Here is an 18815-nt window from a genome sequence, read left to right as displayed (position 1 = left end):
ACCGGCTTGTATGCGTTAGCCGATCCCTTCCTCTGTGTCCATATCTAGAGCAAAGGTTTCTTTTAACCCTGCCCGCCCTTTCGCGGTCAGCTTAACGGCCCGGCTCTGCGGACTTCGTTCCACCCACCCCAGCTCCAGCAGCCGTTCCAAGATCACGTTGCCAAGCGCCCCGGCCAGGTGATGTTGGCGTTCGCTCCAATCCAGGCATTTATGAGAAAAAGAACGGCGCTTGCTCTTCGCTCGGTCGATATCGACTCCAAATCGGTTCAGCAAGGCTTCGCCCTCTGCGGTAACTTCAAATACGCCGTCTCCTTCGGCAAGGATCCCAGCGCGCACCAAGCTTTGCGTCAGGCGAACACCGAGATTCCCTGCCAAATGATCATAGCAGGTTCGGGCATACCGCAGCGCCTGGTCCTCCGTCGCCTGTCGCAAGGATTGGACCGGGGCCGGCGGTGCAATCGACAACAACGATTCCAACACCCGGGCGACTTCCGGGCTTGCAATCCCGTAGTAGCGGTGACGGCCTTGTTTTTCGACGGCAACTAATCCGGCCTCCGTCAGCTTGGCCAAATGAAAACTGGCGGTTTGCGCCTGAATCCCGGCCATCCGGGCCAGCTCACCGGCCGCGTGATATCTTCCGTCCAGCATGGCCGTCAGCATCGCCGACCGGCTGGGGTCGCTGACGAGCGAGGCGATAACCGCCGCTTGTGTAGGCATGGATGCAACTCTCATGGCGATTGATTCCTCCTTTTTGAGGATGTCATCCATATTTCGATCCTCATTGTAATGTTCCCATTATACAATGAGCGAGAAGCCACTGAAAACCAGGGAGGGAACTCGTTTGTATTCTTCGAACTACTTCGGGCTCGGGGAGCCGCTGGGGAGGACGTTTCGGGCGGAGGTACGAGGGGGGGAATGCAGCCGTTATCCTCTAGCCCCTTTACTAATGATCTTACTGAAGATCTCCGCCCTCGGCTTCCCAGCGCGCAACTTCCTCGCGGACGCGCGGCGCAACCTCCGTACCGAGAAGCTCGATGGCCCGCATCACATCCTCATGCGGCATGGTGCCAAGCGGACAATGCAGGAAGAAGCGGGTGATGCCGACATTTTTGCGCAAGTAAATGATCTTATTTGCCACGGTCTCCGGATCGCCGACGTACAGCGCACCTTCCAGGCTGCGAGCCGAATCGTAGGTAGCTCGACTGTAATGGCCCCAGCCGCGTTCGCGCCCGATGATGTTCATCACCGCCTGCGTCGAAGGGAAGAACTTCTCTACGGCCACATCATTCCGATCGGCGACAAAGCCGTGCGAATGGGAAGCCACGGTCAGCTTCGAGACATCATGCCCGGCTTGGGCTGCAGCACGCTTGTAAATCTTAACAAGCGGCGCAAATTGAGTCGGCCGGCCGCCAATGATCGCCAGCACCAGCGGCAAACCAAGCACACCGGCTCGAATGGCGGATTCGGTATTGCCGCCGCTGCCGATCCAGACCGGGAGCGGGTTTTGTACAGGACGCGGATAGACGCCTAGATTGTTGATCGCTGGACGGTGCTTGCCTTGCCAGGTTACTTTTTCCGACTCGCGCAGCTTGAGCAGCAGATCCAGCTTCTCTTCAAACAATTCCTCGTAATCGTTCAAATCGTATCCAAACAGCGGGAACGACTCAATAAAAGAGCCCCGCCCAGCCATAATCTCCGCGCGCCCGTTTGAGAGGCCATCCAGCGTCGCGAAGTCCTGGAACACGCGGACCGGATCATCGGAAGACAGCACGGTTACGGCGCTGGTCAGCCGGATACGCGTCGTCTGCGGAGCAGCTGCAGCTAACACCATCGCAGGCGAGGAAGCCGCATAATCCTGGCGGTGATGCTCCCCTACGCCAAACACGTCCAATCCGACTTTGTCGGCCAGGACGATCTCCTCTACCACCTCGCGCAACCGCTGCGCATGACTGATCGTTTCACCCGTGACAACATCCGGCGTCGTCTCCACAAACGTGCTGATCCCGATTTCCATGTTTCGTTCCTCCGCTTCGTCTTCGTTTATTAACTATATTTTTGTATTTTACTATACTTTTTTTATTAGAGCAAAAGAAAAACTGCTGAACTCGTCCACTAGCTGGTTGAGCTGTATTTGTAGGAGCCTTTGGAGGAGCCTGGGGGATGCCCCTTCTTACGCCTCTTTGCATGATTATCCCTTTTGTTCCTCTTTACACCACTATCCCTTTCATTCAGAAGTGGAGGTTGGATTTCTCCACCCTGATGCAACGGGATAATCGTCAAAAAGAGCGGATTGCATTGGTATCCCCTCCAACCTCGAAATATTAAAAAAGGGAGAAATGTTGTAGGTAGGCCATACAACATTTCTCCCCTTTGAGCTGCTGCGCGGGGGCGGCGGCATGAAGGTTCTTCTCGCGCCTCTTTGCACGATTATCCCTTTCGTTCAGAAACGGGGAATGGATATCTTCTCCATCCCCTGATGCAACGGGATAATGGTCCAAAGAGAGTAGACGGCATACGTCCCCGCAGGCCGCGACGACGCTGCCCGTGCACTCATCAGCCAAGCCGCAGCAGGCGGCCGATGTTTTCGCAGGCGCGCTCCACGTTGCGCGGCCCGTCAGCGAGCAGCTGCGGCAGGGCGGCCGCGCCGGGGGCGATGCCGAAGATCGCGTCGATCCCTTCGGCGTAAAGCGCGTCTGCGCCGTCGCCGATCGTCCCGGCGATCGCGATCACGCGCTTGCCGGCAGCCTTGGCGATTCGGGCGACACCGTAGGGCACCTTCCCAAACTTCGTTTGGAAGTCGATGCCGCCCTCGCCGGTGAACACCACGTCCGCCGCCGCCATCTTCTCCCGCAGGCCGGTAAAGTCGAGCACGATCTCGACGCCCCTGCGCAGTTCGGCCTGCGTAAAGAGCAACAGCCCGGCGCCTAACCCGCCGGCTGCCCCTGCGCCAGGGACGTCACGCACGTCCCGGCCCAGCTGCCGCCGCGCCACCTCCGCGTAATGCGCGAGCGCGGCGTCCAGCTGCTCCGCCATTGCGGCGGTGGCGCCCTTCTGCGGCCCGAACACCCGGGACGCGCCACGCTCGCCGCAGAGCGGGTTGTCGACGTCGCAGGCCACGATCAGGCGCGCCTGCTGCAGGCGGGGATCCAGCGCGGACACGTCGATCCGCGCCAGCTCCCCGAGGCGGCCTCCGCCGCGCGCCAACGGCCGGCCCGCCGCGTCCAGGAAGCGCGCGCCCAGCGCCTCGGCCATGCCGGCGCCGCCGTCGTTCGTCGCGCTGCCGCCCAGGCCGACGATGATCCGGCGCACGCCTTGATCCAGGCAGGCGTAGATCAACTCGCCGGTGCCGTACGTCGTGGTCTGCAGCGGATTGCGCCGATCCGGCGGCACCAGGTGGAGCCCGCTGGCCGAGGCCATCTCAATGGCCGCTGTCTCCCCGTCGCCCAGCAGGCCGTACTGTGCCAGGACCGGCTCCCCCAGCGGGCCCGTCACCTCCAGCGAGCACAGCCTGCCGCCCGTGGCGTCAACCAAGGCTTGAACGGTTCCTTCCCCGCCATCGGCCATCGGGATGTGGACGTAATGCGCATCGGGGAACGCTTTGCGAAGCCCTTTTTCCATAGCCTCACACACTTCCTTGGCGGTCATGCTCTCCTTAAACGAATCCGGCGCCAACACGAACGTAGGTTGACGTACGATACTCATCGATGGCCTCTCGCCTATTCCTTCATGAACTTCGCGGCGGCTTCCATCGCCCCGACCACGCGGTCGCACCAGGCGTCGAATTCAGGGTCAGCCACTTGAAGCTCAGGGTGCGCCAGAATATGCTCTACCGTTCGCCGAATCCCCTGATCCACGCGAACCGTAGCTGTAAAGCCAGGCACGAGCCGCTTCAGCTTGCTATTGTCAAAGACAACCGTATTGGCCTTGTCACCCAGCAGTCCGCCGCGGAAGTCGTACGGGCCGTTCTCCGCCAAAAATTCAGAAGCGACATGCACCGCGCGCAGCTTCACGCCCAGCGCATCCGCAATGATTTCGTAAATTTGGTTCCAGGTCACGCTTTCGTCCGATGTAATATGCACCGACTCTCCTATCGCATGAACGTTGCCCATCAGCCCGATAAAGCCTTTGGCAAAATCGCTGTTATGCGTTAACGTCCACAGCGACGAACCGTCCCCATGAATCAGAACGGGCTTGTTCAACAGCATCCGCTGGGCCACTTGCCAGGACCCCTTGTTGCCGTGAACACCCAGCGGGATCGAACGCTCATCATAAGTGTGGCTCGGCCGCACGATCGTGATGGGGAAGCCGTTCTCGCGATACTCCTTCATCAAATATTCCTCGCAGGCAATTTTGTTGCGGGAGTAGGCCCAATATGGATTGGACAGCGGCGTCCCTTCAGTGATTCTGTAATCCGACAAAGGGGTTTGATACGCCGAAGCCGAGCTAATGAAGATAAACTGCTTTGTCTTCCCGGCAAACAAGCGCACATCACGTTCCAGCTGCGCCGGTTCAAACGCGATGAAATCCGCCACCACATCAAAGGTATAACCTTCGAGCTTCTTCGCCACCTCGGCTTCCTGATGAATATCAACCTCAATGACATGTACGCCCGGCGGCAAATCCTTATTGCGAGTCCCCCGGTTCAGCAGATACAGCTCCCAGGAGCTGTCCTCCGCCAATTGTCGGGTAATCGCCGAGCTGATCGTTCCCGTGCCTCCAATAAATAGCGCTTTCAAAATAATCCCCTCCCAAGTCAAATTCACCCAATCCCCTACATCGTACCACCTCTAACCGCAATTTCCAAATGTCCCCCGTCTCGCCAACTCCCCCCGCAACAAGGATCGCTGAAATGCATTGACATGGCTCCTTCGGAAATGGTATCTTCAACCCTGCCCGGCGATATCCGGGTTAGTTACTTAGTTGCTTTAGCCTGATTACGAATTATCCGATAATAAGATTAATGTGTTGGCTTGATCTACCAATTATAAAGAAAAGAATGTGATGACGATTGAAGCCCCTATTTTCGCGTCTGCAAAATAACGCCTTCCTCGAAAAGCATCTGTCCGGCGAGTCCATGGACTATCGGCAGATCTTTGCCTTGTTTCTGCCTATTCTAATCGATCAGGCTTTTATCGTTGGCCTTAATCTGGTCAATACCGCCATGATCAGCTCGTCCGGCGTCGCCGCTGTCAGCGCGGTGAACATCGTGGACTCGCTGAATATCTTCCTGATCAGCGTGTTTGTCGCTGTCGCGACCGGGGGAACCGTGGTGGTCGCCCAATACAAAGGCAGCCGCAACGACCGTAACGTCTCCCGCGCTTCTGCGGCTACGGTTACGGCGGTAACCCTGCTCGCCGTCGTAATTGGGCTGCTGTTGATCGGCTTTCACAATCCGCTGCTCAAGCTGCTGTTCGGCGCCGCGTCGGCCGATGTATTGGACAATGCTCGCGTCTATCTGATCGGCAGCAGCATCTCCTACGTCGGGCTGGCCGTCGTTCAGGCCGTCTGCTCCGCACTTCGGGGCATCGGTAAAACTCGGGCGTCCTTAACCCTTTCCCTGATCATGAACCTGCTGTACGTATTGCTGAACCTCTTGCTGATCACGCTTCTGGACATGGGCGTTCTCGGGATGACTCTAGCGATCAATATCGCCCGGTTCGCCGGTGCGGCCTGTGCACTTTATTATTTGTTCAAAATGGAGGCTTCTCTTCACCTGCATCTGATCGACCTGTTCCACTTCCCGATTGAGATACTGCGAAAAATTCTTTTCATTGGCATCCCGTTCGCCGCCGAACAGCTATTCTTTAACGGCGGCAAGCTGCTGACTCAGGTGTTTATTGTCAGCCTTGGCACCTATGCGATTGCAACGAATGCGATTGGCGGTTCCCTGGCCGGGGTGTTCCAAATTCCTGCCGGCGCCCTCTCGCTGACGATTGTCACCGTCGTTGGCCAATGTATTGGCAGCGGCAGCGTTAGTGATGCGCGGAAGTTCATTAAGTCCTTCCTCTGGCTGGGGTCCGGATCGCTGGCCTTGATTAGCTTAATTTTGCTGCCGTTGTTCCGACCGCTCGTGAGCATCTTCTCGCCGCCGTCCGATATCGTTGGCGACATCTTTCTCGTGCTCCTGGTGAGCTCCATCGCCCAGGTTCCGCTCTGGCCGATCAGCTTCATTCTGCCATCCGCCTTGCGGGCGGCGGGTGACTCGCGCTTCACCTCAATCACTTCGATGCTGACGATGTGGCTGTTCCGGGTCATTCTCGGCTACGTTCTTGGCATCACGCTTGGCTTCGGCATCCTCGGAGTTTGGGTGGCGATGTGCAGCGAGTGGGGCGTGCGCGGGGCCATCTTCCTCTGGCGCTTCCGCGGGAAGAAGTGGTATGCGCATAAGCTGATTTGAATGTCCAACTGCATCAAAAAAGGCCGCCCCATTTCAGGGCGGTCTTTACTTTACGCTCCAAACTTTGCTATCTTTCTGACTTAGCGCGAGTAACGCTCAACCATTGGAATGGATCCGCCGCGCGAAGTCCACGAAGCGGAATTTGTCCGGCCGGTGCCGGGATTCCGTGTACTGAAACAAGCTGGCGTCCTCCAGATAGACATGGCTGCGGATGACGACCATGTTGTGGAAGCCTTCCAGGTCAAGCAGCTGCTTGTCCTCGTGGGTAGGCTCCTCGATGACGATTTCTTTTTTGGCGAAACTGATCTTCAGCCCAAGCTCCTTCTCCAAATACTCGTAGATCGAGTTCTCGCAGATTTCCCGGGTTAAGGACGGCACGTACTTCGCGTTCAAAAAATCCTTATCAAGCAGGACCTTCCCCCCGCCAAACTCCCGGATGCGCACAACTTTCCATACCTCGTCCTTACTGGAGATATTGAGCTGCTGCTTCACGTAGGCATCTGGCTTCACCCGGGACAGCTCATGCACCAGGGTCCGGGGCTTCTCGCCCATCTTGCCGGCCAGCTCCTTAAAGCTCACCAGCCCGGATACGGGAAAATCCACCATGCTGCTGCGGATCACAATGGAGCCCTTGCCTTGCACCTTCTGGATATACCCGTTCTGTGCCAGCAGGGTTAAGGCTTTGCGAATCGTCTCCCTCGACGTGTTGTAACGCTCCTTCAGCTCATGCTCGGACGGGAGCAGCGAGTGGGGCGCAATCTCCCCGGCTTCGATCTGCCGCGCAATGTCGTTGTGAATCGCCAAATACTTGTTTGTCATGCTTCCGACCCCAAACTTTTTTACGTTCTATGAAGATAATATACCACAGATTCGTAGGGTCTTAGCCGAAGATGTTGCGGGTCCGCCGGGGAATCCGCGTAGTTGGACAGCAGCAACCGGCTTTCGTACTCGTGCCAGCCGTCTCCGTCAGGCAGCCGAAATTCCGTCTCCTCCGCAAAAAAGTTATTCACCACAATCAACTTCTCCGCCCCGCCGTCACGCACATAAGCAAACACCGCCGGGTCTTCTTCGGCCAGCAGTTCAAACCGCCCGGTTGTAATCACCTCATATTCCTTGCGCAGCCGGATTAACTTCTGATAATGATAAAAAATCGAGTCCGGATCCGCGAGCGCCCGCTCCGCATTGATCTCCTTGTAATTGTTCGCCGGGTGAATCCACGGCGTACCGGTCGTAAACCCGGCGTTGGGTCCGTCATTCCATTGCACCGGCGTTCGGCCGTTGTCCCGCGATTTTTGCGCCAGAATCTCCAGAATGTCGGACTCGGACATGCCGCGCTCCTTCAGGATGCGGTACATGTTGAGCGACTCCACGTCGCGGTAATCCTCGATCCGCTCGAAGCCCGGATTCGTCATCCCGAATTCTTCCCCCTGAAAAATATAAGGGGTCCCTTGCAGCATGTGCATCGCTGTGGCCAGCATTTTCGCCGATTCCCGGTGATACTTCCCGTCGTCTCCAAACCGTGACACCACGCGGGGCTGATCGTGATTGCACCAGAACAGCGCATTCCATCCGCCGCCTTCGTACATTCCGGTCTGCCACTCGGCCAAAATCTGCTTCAACCGCAGGAAGTCAAGCTCGCCTTTCGCCCATTTCTCCCCGTTCGGATAATCCACCTTCAAATGATGGAAGCTGAAGGTCATGTCGAGTTCCTTCCGTTCCGGATGCGTATAGCGAATGCAGTGCTCCAGCGAAGTGGACGACATTTCCCCGACGGTCATCATATCGTACCCGGCAAAAACTTCGCGGTTCATCTCCTGCAGATATTCGTGGATTTTCGGGCCGTCGGTGTAATATTTCCGCCCGTCTCCGGGAGCCACCGATCCGTCGTCGTCCAGAAACCGCTGGTCCTTGGAAAGCAGATTGATAACGTCCAGCCGGAAGCCATCTACCCCTTTATCCAGCCAAAACTTCATCATCTGGTAAATTTCCTGGCGCATCCGGGCATTCTCCCAATTCAAATCCGCCTGGGTCACATCAAAGAGATGAAGATAGTATTGGTCCGTTGTTTCGTCGTATTGCCAAGCGTCCCCGCCGAATTTGGACACCCAATTGTTTGGCGGCCCGCCTTCCTTCCCGTCCCGCCAAATATAGTAATCCCGATAGGGGTTGTCCTTGGACGACTTGGCAGCGACAAACCACGGATGCTCGGTTGACGTATGGTTGACGACGATATCCATCAGAATCCGGAGACCGCGCCGATGGGCTTCCTCCAGCAGCTGGTCGAAATCCTCCATCGTGCCGTAGGGCTCAAAGATCCGATAATAGTCGCGAATATCATATCCGTTGTCCCGTTGCGGTGAGTCGTACACTGGCGTCAGCCAGATCACGTCGACGCCCAGCTCCGCAAGGTAATCCAGCTTGCGAATGATTCCTTGCAGGTCGCCGACTCCATTGCCCGTCGTGTCGTTGAAGCTCTTCGGATAGATCTGATACACGACCGCTTTCTTCCACCAAGGTTCCGTCATTTCCAACACCTGCCCTTTCCCACAAAAATCGCAAAGGAGGAACAATCCTGTTCCTCCGCCATGAGCTTAATTTTTCTTGAAAGATACTTTGCCGATGTTTGCTTTCGCAAAAACCATCGTGAGGATAAACGGGATAACGATCGCTACGGCCATCGCCAAAGCGAAGGTCACCATGTGCTGCGGCTGGATGGACAAGATGCCCGGCAAGCCGCCAACGCCGATGGAATTGGCCATGACGCCCGTGCCAACCGAGATGACCGCCGCCACCAGCGACCCGATCATCGCCGCGAGGAACGGGTACCCGTATTTCAGGTTGATCCCGAACATCGCCGGCTCCGTAACCCCTAAGTAACAAGAGATCGTTGCCGGAATGGAGATCTGTTTCTCCTCTTCATTTTTTCGATTGATAAAGATCATGGCCAGCACGGCCGAGCCTTGCGCGATATTCGAGAGCGCGATCATCGGCCACAGGTTTGTCCCACCGAGCTCGCTCATTAATTGCAAGTCAATCGCATTGGTCATGTGATGCAGCCCCGTGATGACCAGCGGCGCGTACGCGAATCCGAAGATCGCGGCGAACAGCCAGCCGAACGACGAAGTCAGACCGGAATAAACCACATTCGAGATAAACGAACCAATATGCCAGCCGATCGGCCCAAGCACCGTGTGGGCAAGCAGAACGGTAGGCACCAGCGCAAAGAACGGAACAACGATCATCGAGATCGATTGCGGCACGATTTTACGCAGCTTCAACTCCAGGAAGGACAACACCAGTCCCGCCAGAATCGCCGGAATGACCTGTGCCTGATAACCGATCATTTCCACCTTGGCAAACCCGAAGTCCCAAAACGGAATGTCCGTTGCACCGGCAACGCTATAAGCATTAAGCAGCTGCGGCGAGACGAGCGTGATCCCCAGCACAATACCGAGAATCGGCGTAGCCCCCATCTTCCGTGCGACGGCCCAAGTGATGCCGACCGGGAGGAAGTGGAAGATCGCTTCACCAATCAGCCAGAGGAACGCATGGGTTCCGGCCCAGAACTGCGATACTTCGACCAGGGTTTTCGTACCGTCGTCCAGCATTTTGATGTCCCCGATAATGTTGCGGAAGCCGAGGATCAGACCTCCAACTACGATGGCTGGAATCAGCGGGGTGAAAATATCCGCCAAGTGCGCAATCATCCGCTGCAGGAAGTTCATGTTCTGCTTGGCGGCTTCCTTCGCTTCCTCTTTCGAGGTGTCGCTGACGCCGGCGATTTTAATGAACTCGTTATAAAATGAAGCCACTTCGTTACCGATGATGACCTGAAACTGACCGGCTTGGGTAAACGTGCCTTTCACCAATTTGATCGCCCGAATCTGTTCGACGTCCGCTTTCTTCGGGTCATTTAACACGAATCTCATGCGGGTCGCACAGTGGGTGACAACCGAAATATTTTCGCGGCCGCCGACATGCTTCAGCAAATCGTTTGCCGGTTGCGTGTAGTTACTCATGGATGGTTCCTCCTTCTTGATGTCCTAAAAGATGATCAATTTATTTTGCAGCAAACGATAGAACATGATGCCAAACCGCCTTTATTCAACTTGTATATACATGTTTTTTGTTTGCGTTTTCATTTTAACTTGTATATACAAATCCGTCAATCCCTATTTTTCGACAAAAACAGTACCACCCGAGTACTTTCCATCTGTATAAAGTCCGTCCTTCGCGCTGCCCGTCGATGTCCCGCCGGTGTACAGGTTATAGCTACCTTTCTTCAACTTCGGCGAGCTGATCACGACGTTTTGGAAATTCTTCGTCGGGGCAAACGTCAGGATTTCGTTGCCTGCTTTATCCTCCAGATGGACCAATGTCCCTGCTTTCTGCGTTTGCGAGAAGGTCATCGCATCGACATAGAGATATCCACCGCATGTAGTCCTTGTACTCCGGCTCGATGCCCGTCCGTACAAACTCATAGGCCTCCTGCAGCCTCAACGACGTCCGGCGTTTGTTCACCAGCCCGTACACCTTTTTTTGATCTCCAGGTACACCTTCGCATTCGGGTCCGGGACACCATAAGCTCTCAGTCGGAGCTTCTCCTTATATTTGGGCTTGGCCAGACTCGTGCGGATCAAGGTGTCATCCTTGGTATCGAAGTACAGGTTGCTGATGGAGTAAAATTCATGTTGTTTGTTGTAATCGTCCGGTTCCATATATTCCAGCAGCTCTGCATATAACCGTCGGTAAGCCGCATCGTCGAGCAGGTATTTGTTCTCGTATCGATTGAAAACCTTGATCGCCATACACTTCAGTTCCTTCCTTTCTCTCCTAGTGCTATCGGCCTTGCAGCAGGTGATCTCCCGCTTGCCATGGTTGTATCATAGCCCCCTAACCTTTAACGAACCTTAAAGATGTGAAAGGCATGTTTAAAATGCTCTCCCCACCTCGGCTACTCCGGGCACAAGGGCAAGACAAGCAACAGCTATTCGGCGCGGAGCATAGCCGTAACGGACCTCAGAGAGGCGTAATTTATTCGTCCTCGACACTTTACCGCGAAGGATCTAACGCTTGCCACAGCGCTTAAATTGGCTAAAATGCTCTTTTTATGACTCTAACGCTGATCAACGTGCTTATTTCCTCTTTTTGCGACTAAATAGTAGTGATTTTGTTGAAATAGTGCTCCTCAGCAGCGTTAAAATTTCCAAACCCTCGATTTCGTCACATTAGCGCTTCTCATCAGCGTTAGGGCATACAATCAAGTGCATACAAGCGTATACGTGCCATTCGAGCGCCTACAAGTGTATACAAACGCATACGTACATACAAGTGTCTACAAGCAGCCCATTAGCAGATCAGATCATTCGCAGCTCATTAATGAAGCAACCGCATCCAAATCTGAGCTTAAGGTTGATTAAAGGTAACGTGAACAGCGACATCAATATGGATTTACACAAAGTCATGGATTCCTATGAAAAATCCCCCGGCCGCAACGGCCCCCCATAGGCGCTGGAATCGGGAGCAGCAGTGTCGAAAGCGGCGCACCGGGCAAAAACCGGCCCCTGGATCGTTCCGGAGAAGCACCGCCTGATCGGTCCATTTCATTTATGCTGCAAACGGATCAAGAATTCGAGTTGATCTCCTACATGTCCAAATTTGACATGGATGAGGATTTTTACAACGAAGCGTTGGAGAAGGCGGTGGACAAGCGCCAGAGTAGCGGGCAATTCAGCCTGGACGGAAGCCGCTGGATTTACAACGTACGCTCTACGGACAGCGGATATATACTCGTCTTCCTGGATGTCACAGCCCGGAAGGTTCTATACGTTTTCCGCAGGTGGTGATGATCCTGCTGCAAAGAAGGCGGTTATGGACTTGGGCTGGCCATCGCGAAATCGATTGTCGAACAGCACAAGGGAAAAATTTATGCCAAAAGTAAGCTGGGTGAATCCACCACATTTTATGTACATCTATACTAAAAAGCAGGGTGCCCCTCATGTCACTTCGTGACAGGGAACACCCTTTTTTTCATTGCTGCTAATTATTCAATGTAGCCTTGTTCCTTCATGGCTTCATAAGCGGCTTTCTCATTCTCATTCTTAATCTGATATTCCAACGTACCATCGACAATTTTTGCGCAGCGACCGCCAAACGGTTTGAGGGATTCCTTGATCTCTTTGAGATCCGGAGTTCCCTTCAAGGGATAATTGACTTTCATGCGTCGTCCACCTCCTAAGGTACAATTAGCAAACGTACCGTCTCATCGATATGACAAACGTCACAGCAATAGCGCGCCTCAGGAGATCGATATCGTTATACGAGGCATTACCTGCACCGGCAATCATGCAAAAAACCCCCGCGCCATATCATTAGGCACAGGGGTTTCAAAATCGAAGTCGGAAATGAATCTTAACGCAGCGTCTTCAACGCGCCGCTCCAAGCAAGCACTTGGTCCAGCATGTCGTTCAGGTTCTTCAAGTGCAGGTCTGCCGGCTTGAAGACACTGTAGTTCTCGAAATCGGTGAACAGCGACAGGGCAACGTGTACACGCACATCCGCAACCAGCAGTTCGCCCAGAATGCCGCGCAGGTGTTCTGCTGCACGAGCGCCGCCTACGGAACCATAGCTGACGATCCCGGCTGCTTTGTTGTTCCACGCTTCACGCGCATAGTCCAGCGCGTTCTTCAGGGCACCTGTGATGCTGTGGTTGTATTCTTGCACGATGAATACGAAACCGTCCAAGCTGTTCAGCTTGCTATTCCAAGCCGCTGCTTGCTCGCTGGCATCGGCTTCGCCGAGCAACGGCAGTTTGTAATCCGCGATGTCAACGATTTCATAATTGGCGTCGCCGCGAGCATCCGCATGCTTCTTCACCCATTCTCCGACCTGCGGGCTCACGCGCCCATCGCGGGTACTTCCCAGGATAATCCCGATGTTCAATTTAGACATGGCTATTTTCCTCCTCGATTGATTTCTTGGCTTCGTTAATCCACCTGACATTATTTTGCCCCAAAACAATGCTGTTACACCATCAGGTACGATTCCGAACTTCTCCAATATCCTTTATTTGAATTAATCAAACTTGAGTTAATGATAGTCACCAAGATTCCTTTTGTCAAGAAACTTACAAAAAGTTTGCAAAACAAATGCTCTCACCAAACACGCGAAACAAGCCGAACAAACCAAAGGCCGCCGAATCCGGCAGCTCTCGAAAGGGAACGATCATCGCCCCCGGTATTCCCATATTCAGCCCTCTCTTGTATATTGCAATCGTTCCCATTGGCCCCATTGGATCCCCTCGCTTTCATGATCTCCTGCCTCGCTGCCGGATTACTCGCGAACGGTCACAATAACTCCGTCCATGTTGTTGCCGGAAATCTCATAACTGCCCTGCGCCGGCACCTCAATGGTCCGATCTTTGGATACCGGATAGTAGAAGACGTGATACTTCTGGCCTTGTACTGTGATGCTCACCGACTGTTGCTCCTTCAGATAATCCAAGTATTGCTCCAGCACAAACCCGTTTTCGTGAATGATGGCGCTATGCGGCAGACCCACGTACCGGAAGTGCCAAGGCTCGAACTGAATGCCTGTGATCGCCGTTTTGTCGTCCGGGTATCGCAAAATAAATCCATATTTCCATGCATTCTCCTTCAACCACCGGCCTTCCGGGGCGACATTCATCTCCGCTTGGGACGACCCGATGTCCAGCGACAGCCCCAGGTTATGCTCGCTGTATCCGGCAGGCAGCGCCAGCTTGGAACCCATTTGGCGGTACAGCTCGTCCTGCTTCTCTTCGTCCCGGTACCCGCTGCTGATCAGGAAATGGTTGATTCCTTCCTCCCCGGCGGCCTTCACCATCGTTGCAAAACGTTCCGCCATGCGCGGCGACAACAGCACTTTATTATCCAACACTCCAAATCCGTCGATCAATTCGGGGTTCTTCACCAGACTAACGGCTTCCTTATCGGGGTGCAGCCCCTTCGGAACCGGATGGTCCTTGTTCACCAGCAGCAAATCGCCCTGATATATCATCTCCTTGGTGACGTGGATCGTCATTCCTTCTGCAGCCAGCGACGAATCCGAAACCTCATTCGGCTCAACGTCCTCTACGGGCGGCGCTGAATCCTGCGGTGATCGGGCCGTTTCGGTCTTAAATTTAGAAACCCCGTATCCCAGCAGCACCAGGAGCATTAGGCAAATTATCCACTTTTTCACGTCGATTTCCCCCTAGCTTTTCTTCCCCCTTAGGATAACTTTTATAATTTAAGAAGAATGGGAGGAAAAAATAAAGTTTTTCTTAAATTGCAGGAGGGAGACGCATGAAACACAGGCAACGCGAAAAAAAGCGCAAGCGCAGGGGATCTTCCCCGACACGCTTGCGCTTCTTGCTTCTTCTTGCTTCCGCCGCTTTCGCTTACGCTCCGGCTGGCAGCTTCACCTGCACGCGGTAAGTCTTGCCCGGCTGCACATTCCGCAGCACGCCTTCCGGCAGCCGCTCGCCATCCGCGTAAACCTCGGTCTCTGTTACCGCTGCGTCCCGCCGGATATCTACGTGCAGCGTGGCACCCCGGAATTCGCGCGTGATCGCCGCTTCGTTCCAATGGGACGGAAGCTGCGGGCTCACGCGGATGCCGTCCTTCGTGCCCTGCACGCCAAACAGCCCATCGATTAAGCAGCGGTACACCCACGGCACCGTGCCCGTGTTGAACAGATGGCTGGAGCGTCCTGCCGTCCGCGGGAATTGCCGATAGGCTCCCCGGTAGTAGTTCGGGATGAACACCGGCAGCTGTCCCCGTTGCACGATATCCTCGAGATCCGGGCCGGGCAGCATTTTGCGCAGCAGCCGAAAGGCATCGTCCCGCTCACCCACCGTATATAACGCGTAGATGTAGAAGGCAGCGGCATGATTGTACACCGCGCCGTTCTCCGCCGAGCCCGGGTGCTTCTGCGTGACCCGGCCGACATCCTCGCGCATCTTCGTGTAGGAAGGAGCGAGCTTCTCAACGCCGTACGGCGTCTCCAGCTGCTCGCGCACCGCACGCATCAGCTTCTCGCGTTTGTCGGCGTCGGCCGCGCCGCTCAACATCGACCAGCCCTGCGGGTTGATGAAGATCCGGCCTTCCTCATCAGTGCTAATCCCAAACACGACGTTATCATCGGTGATACCCCGTGCATACCATTCGCCGTCCCACAAGTAGCGGTTCACCACTTCGTTGGTCTCCTCCGCCGCCGCACGGTAATCCCGTGCAGCCTCAGGCCGTCCGATGTTCTCGCAAATGCCGGCCCAAACCTGGAACGCATACGCCGTGGCGATCGTCAGCCAGCCGGACACGCCCTTCCCTTTGTAGCCAACCATATTCATCGGGTCGCACCAGTCGCCTTGGTTGATGTAGTTCAGCCCCCGCTCGTCGCGGTCGTTCATCAGCCAACGCATCGCTTTATCGACATGGACATATACAGGTTCGGCTTCCTCACTGTCGGCATAGGCCACCTTTTCCTCCAGAATCGAGTAGTCTCCCGTCTCATCCAAATACGTGCTGAGACAGATGGGCAGCCAGACACAGTGGTCCGTATGCGGCACCTGGTTGATATATTTCAGTTCAGCGTCCGGATGCAGCACGATTCCGTCCGGCATGGCGCCGTTTGCTTTCTGCTGACTCAGCGCCGTCAAGAACGATGCCCGTGCCACCTGCGGCTTGATATAGCTCATACCCATGTGATCCTGCAAATAGTTCCGGGTTTGCGGGTCGGTGGTCAGGCGGTTCGTCTGTCCATGATAATAAATTTGCCGCGGCAGCCAGCGATTGACGAACAGATCGAGATCCTTGTCGGGGGTGGAGATTGTCAGGCAGCCCCGTCCTTCCCGAATATACTGGTCGTATTCGCGTTCGGCAGCCAGAAATCCGTCTTCTCCCAGATCGCCAGCCTTGCCGAAGTATGTCTCCCGAATTTGCGCAATCTCCTGCTCATCCCGGGCCGGGCCGAACAGGAAGCGGTATTCCCGCGTTTCCCCTGCCGCCAGTTCCATCCGGTATTGCATAACGGCTACTGGCGTCTCGTACCGCGCATCTCCCTTCGCGAGCTCCGCTTGTTCCAAGGCGGACGGACGGGTGATCCCGCCTTCTCCCTCGAACGCCTCCTGATTCACTTCCCAGGACACCGGCGGTTGTTCGGCGATCAGGAACGTTTTGTCACGGAAAAACTTGATCTTATCGTAATCCTGATATTTCTGATACGGCGTCACCGAAGAGCAGACGATTGCCTGCAGGTCCTCATGGTATTCGCCGGATTGGTTCATCCAAGACATATAACCCACAGTGAAGTAAGGGTAGATACTCAGCTTCCGCGCCCGCTGCGACACATTCGTCACCTTCACCCGCCAAAGCTCCAGCGGATCCTTCTTCGGCAAGCTGAGGCTCATTTCGATCAACACGCCCTGATGCTCGACCTTCCAGACGATCCGGCTCTGTCCCAAGGCAAAGGCATAGCTGTCGGTCTTGACCCGCATCGGTTCATATGGCGCAGAAAACAGACTTTGATCTTCCTCGTCCTTCACAAACACGAAACGGCCCGGATGATGCGCATAATATGGCTGTTCCGGCTGCATAAACGTCTTCGCTTCCAGATTCGGGGCATGCGAATACTTGGCCGGCTCCGGCTGCATGAATTGGGCAACAGCATATCCCCGGCAGTTCATGTGAATCATCATCGTTTCGTTCCATAGGAATCCCGACGCTTTAGGCAGAAGTGTAGGACTTAGCAACTCGTAGAATTCCTGATCCTCCGTGGCTCTGAACATGGTTCAACCTCTTTTCCGCGTAATCTTGTCTACTTGTCTACAACTATGTTCATTATACATCGGAAAGCCCTTTTATGAAGCGTTTTCTTCTGCTTCGCGCATAAAAAAAGAGCCAATTTTCGCGTAAAGACGAAATTGACTCGGATCGCCGCATGACGGCACAGGCTTCATCAGATAAACAAAAACGGAATAAGGAACAGCAAAGCGATCGCCGCCCAATCCAGCGCATAGGCGCCATAAGGATTGCCCGGAAAACCGTACCCCGGATATCCTCCATAAACCGGATACCCCGGCCCATAGCCGTACGCCTTCGTTTGTGCCTGGTCGTTGGCTTGGGGAACCGCTTTGGTTGAAGCTTTATGGTTGCCTTTGGATTTGGATTTCAGCTGCTGGAGCTGCTTCTTGGCTTTGGCGGGTTGGGTAGAGAGAACGTTGGCCCCCGAAGCGTATCCTCCGTTCAGTTGAATGCCCTTTTCGTTCACATCGGTGATCGTACCAATGTAATAGCGGCCGTCCCGAAGTACAGCGCATACGGTTTTGCCGATATGCGGCTTGCAGGTTTCTACGCCAAGCGGATAGATCTGTTGCATAGACTCGTGCCTCCCCTCTCGAATGCTCATTTATCCTATTCACCACCCGGATATTTGTACAGGGCGAATGTCCTGCTCACGAAACAAATCTTCAAAACCGCGGCCTCCTCCCGAGGTGAAAGCCTATCTTAATCGCGCTGGAGACGCGGCGGCATATTCTGCTGTTGAGAGAAGTGGGGGAAGTTGATAAAGGAGGGGCAGCTATAGGATGAATTATCACGAAATCATCGCCGCCGTTGGGGAAGGCTCGGCACATCCGGGGGGATTTCAGGGAACCCTCGATTTTATTCAGTTTGTTGGCATTGCACCTGGAATGCGCGTGCTGGAGGTTGGTTGCGGAACGGGCAGAACGGCCTGCCTGTTAGCCCAGATGGGAGCGCAGGTCACGGCGATGGATCAAAGTATCGTGATGCTGGAGAAAGCCGAGCACAGAGCGCAGCAGCAGCAACTGCAAATCGAATGGATTCAAGGTGATATCACCGCCATCCCGCTGCGCTCGGACACCTATGATGCGGTCATCGCCGAGTCGGTGACGGTGTTCGCCGCCGATCCCGTGAAGGCGTTCCGTGAATATCACCGCGTCCTGCGTAAGGGCGGGCAAGCGTGGGACCGTGAGCTGTTTCGGACGCAGCCTCATCCGGCGCTGGAGCGGGAGATGCGCGAGCTGTACGGCAATCCGCGTTTGCCTGACGCTGCTGCCTGGATGCGGATGCTGCGGGATGCCGGTTTTCAGGACGTTCGGCAGTGGGGACCGGAAACCGGAATAGACCCAAGCGGACAGCAGCAGGAGAAAGGGGACGCAGACGGAGCGATGTCCTTCGATTGGCAGAACGCTTTGGATCCGTACCGTATCATTGATTTAGAGGCGCTGCAGGATCCCGCCGTGGGCATATTTTTCAGAGAAAATGAAGCCTTCCTGCAACGTTACCGGAAGCATTTATCCTATGGCGTGTTTCTAGCCAAGAAAGCCGGTTGACGGATGAAAATCGGGGGCATGAAAAAGAAGCTGGCTCATAGGGTTTGA

General features: G+C 55.0%; 16 protein-coding genes and 2 pseudogenes. 4 read left to right on the top strand and 14 right to left on the bottom strand.

Annotated features, from left to right (window positions below; genetic code table 11):
• Positions 1-15: 15 nt before the first annotated feature.
• From M3G15_RS04050 to M3G15_RS04035, 4 genes are all read right to left on the bottom strand, one after another.
• Positions 16-732 (bottom strand): ArsR/SmtB family transcription factor, encoded by a 717-nt coding sequence (locus tag M3G15_RS04050; protein WP_232282219.1) that lies wholly within the window; start codon positions 730-732, stop codon positions 16-18.
• A gap of 220 nt (positions 733-952) precedes the next feature.
• Positions 953-2014: an LLM class flavin-dependent oxidoreductase gene (locus M3G15_RS04045; RefSeq protein WP_260070146.1), complete on the bottom strand. Its 1062-nt coding sequence runs from the start codon at positions 2012-2014 to the stop codon at positions 953-955.
• A 539-nt stretch (positions 2015-2553) separates the two neighbouring features.
• On the bottom strand, positions 2554-3702 hold the full coding sequence (locus M3G15_RS04040; RefSeq protein ID WP_260070145.1) for a glycerate kinase: 1149 nt from the start codon (positions 3700-3702) through the stop codon (positions 2554-2556).
• Between the two features lie 14 nt (positions 3703-3716).
• The gene (locus M3G15_RS04035; protein WP_036644128.1) at positions 3717-4736 is read right to left on the bottom strand and encodes an SDR family oxidoreductase; all 1020 of its coding nucleotides are present in this window, start codon (positions 4734-4736) and stop codon (positions 3717-3719) included.
• 272 nt (positions 4737-5008) lie between these two features.
• On the opposite strand from M3G15_RS04035, the gene M3G15_RS04030 reads away from it, so the two are divergent.
• On the top strand, positions 5009-6397 hold the full coding sequence (locus M3G15_RS04030; RefSeq protein WP_009223507.1) for an MATE family efflux transporter: 1389 nt from the start codon (positions 5009-5011) through the stop codon (positions 6395-6397).
• Positions 6398-6493: 96 nt separating this feature from the next.
• Here the strand turns inward: M3G15_RS04030 and treR are convergent, their stop codons facing one another.
• From treR to M3G15_RS04005, 5 genes and pseudogenes are all read right to left on the bottom strand, one after another.
• Complete coding sequence (gene treR / locus M3G15_RS04025; RefSeq protein ID WP_009223506.1) at positions 6494-7216, bottom strand: trehalose operon repressor; 723 nt, start codon at positions 7214-7216, stop codon at positions 6494-6496.
• Between the two features lie 20 nt (positions 7217-7236).
• On the bottom strand, positions 7237-8922 hold the full coding sequence (gene treC, locus M3G15_RS04020) for an alpha,alpha-phosphotrehalase (RefSeq protein WP_260070144.1): 1686 nt from the start codon (positions 8920-8922) through the stop codon (positions 7237-7239).
• Between the two features lie 66 nt (positions 8923-8988).
• Positions 8989-10416 (bottom strand): PTS system trehalose-specific EIIBC component, encoded by a 1428-nt coding sequence (gene treP, locus M3G15_RS04015; protein ID WP_260070143.1) that lies wholly within the window; start codon positions 10414-10416, stop codon positions 8989-8991.
• A gap of 153 nt (positions 10417-10569) precedes the next feature.
• Positions 10570-10872 (bottom strand): hypothetical protein, encoded by a 303-nt coding sequence (locus M3G15_RS04010; RefSeq protein WP_311202253.1) that lies wholly within the window; start codon positions 10870-10872, stop codon positions 10570-10572.
• Positions 10832-11205, bottom strand: a pseudogene (locus tag M3G15_RS04005) (VTC domain-containing protein); the annotation flags it as partial. The pseudogene M3G15_RS04005 and the gene M3G15_RS04010, both read right to left, overlap by 41 nt.
• Positions 11206-12045: 840 nt before the next feature.
• Between M3G15_RS04005 and M3G15_RS04000 the strand changes: the two are divergent.
• Positions 12046-12243, top strand: a complete 198-nt coding sequence (locus M3G15_RS04000) for a hypothetical protein (RefSeq protein ID WP_198136153.1) — start codon at positions 12046-12048, stop codon at positions 12241-12243.
• Between the two features lie 18 nt (positions 12244-12261).
• Positions 12262-12378 (top strand): annotated as a pseudogene (locus M3G15_RS03995) (ATP-binding protein); the annotation flags it as partial.
• A 62-nt stretch (positions 12379-12440) separates the two neighbouring features.
• On the opposite strand, the gene M3G15_RS03990 reads toward M3G15_RS03995, so the two are convergent.
• The 5 genes from M3G15_RS03990 to M3G15_RS03970 all read right to left on the bottom strand — a co-directional run bounded on the left by M3G15_RS03990 (position 12441) and on the right by M3G15_RS03970 (position 17791).
• Positions 12441-12617 carry a hypothetical protein gene (locus tag M3G15_RS03990; RefSeq protein WP_009223500.1) on the bottom strand — a complete coding sequence of 59 codons (177 nt, stop codon included), beginning with the start codon at positions 12615-12617 and terminating at the stop codon, positions 12441-12443.
• A gap of 191 nt (positions 12618-12808) precedes the next feature.
• The gene (locus M3G15_RS03985; RefSeq protein ID WP_009223499.1) at positions 12809-13348 is read right to left on the bottom strand and encodes an NADPH-dependent FMN reductase; all 540 of its coding nucleotides are present in this window, start codon (positions 13346-13348) and stop codon (positions 12809-12811) included.
• Between the two features lie 381 nt (positions 13349-13729).
• Positions 13730-14617, bottom strand: a complete 888-nt coding sequence (locus tag M3G15_RS03980; protein WP_260070142.1) for a M15 family metallopeptidase — start codon at positions 14615-14617, stop codon at positions 13730-13732.
• A gap of 199 nt (positions 14618-14816) precedes the next feature.
• Entirely contained in the window at positions 14817-17201 is a 2385-nt protein-coding gene (locus M3G15_RS03975; RefSeq protein WP_260070141.1) for a GH36-type glycosyl hydrolase domain-containing protein, read from the bottom strand.
• A 170-nt stretch (positions 17202-17371) separates the two neighbouring features.
• Positions 17372-17791 carry a hypothetical protein gene (locus M3G15_RS03970; RefSeq protein WP_036644122.1) on the bottom strand — a complete coding sequence of 140 codons (420 nt, stop codon included), beginning with the start codon at positions 17789-17791 and terminating at the stop codon, positions 17372-17374.
• 208 nt (positions 17792-17999) lie between these two features.
• Between M3G15_RS03970 and M3G15_RS03965 the strand changes: the two genes are divergently transcribed.
• Entirely contained in the window at positions 18000-18767 is a 768-nt protein-coding gene (locus M3G15_RS03965) for a class I SAM-dependent methyltransferase (protein ID WP_260070140.1), read from the top strand.
• The last annotated feature ends 48 nt before the right edge of the window (positions 18768-18815 follow it).

This window comes from Paenibacillus sp. p3-SID1389, from assembly GCF_025151705.1.
GTDB lineage: Bacteria > Bacillota > Bacilli > Paenibacillales > Paenibacillaceae > Fontibacillus > Fontibacillus phoenicis.
Note: the sequence above shows the minus strand (reverse complement) of the source record. Positions and strands in the feature narration are given on the sequence as shown.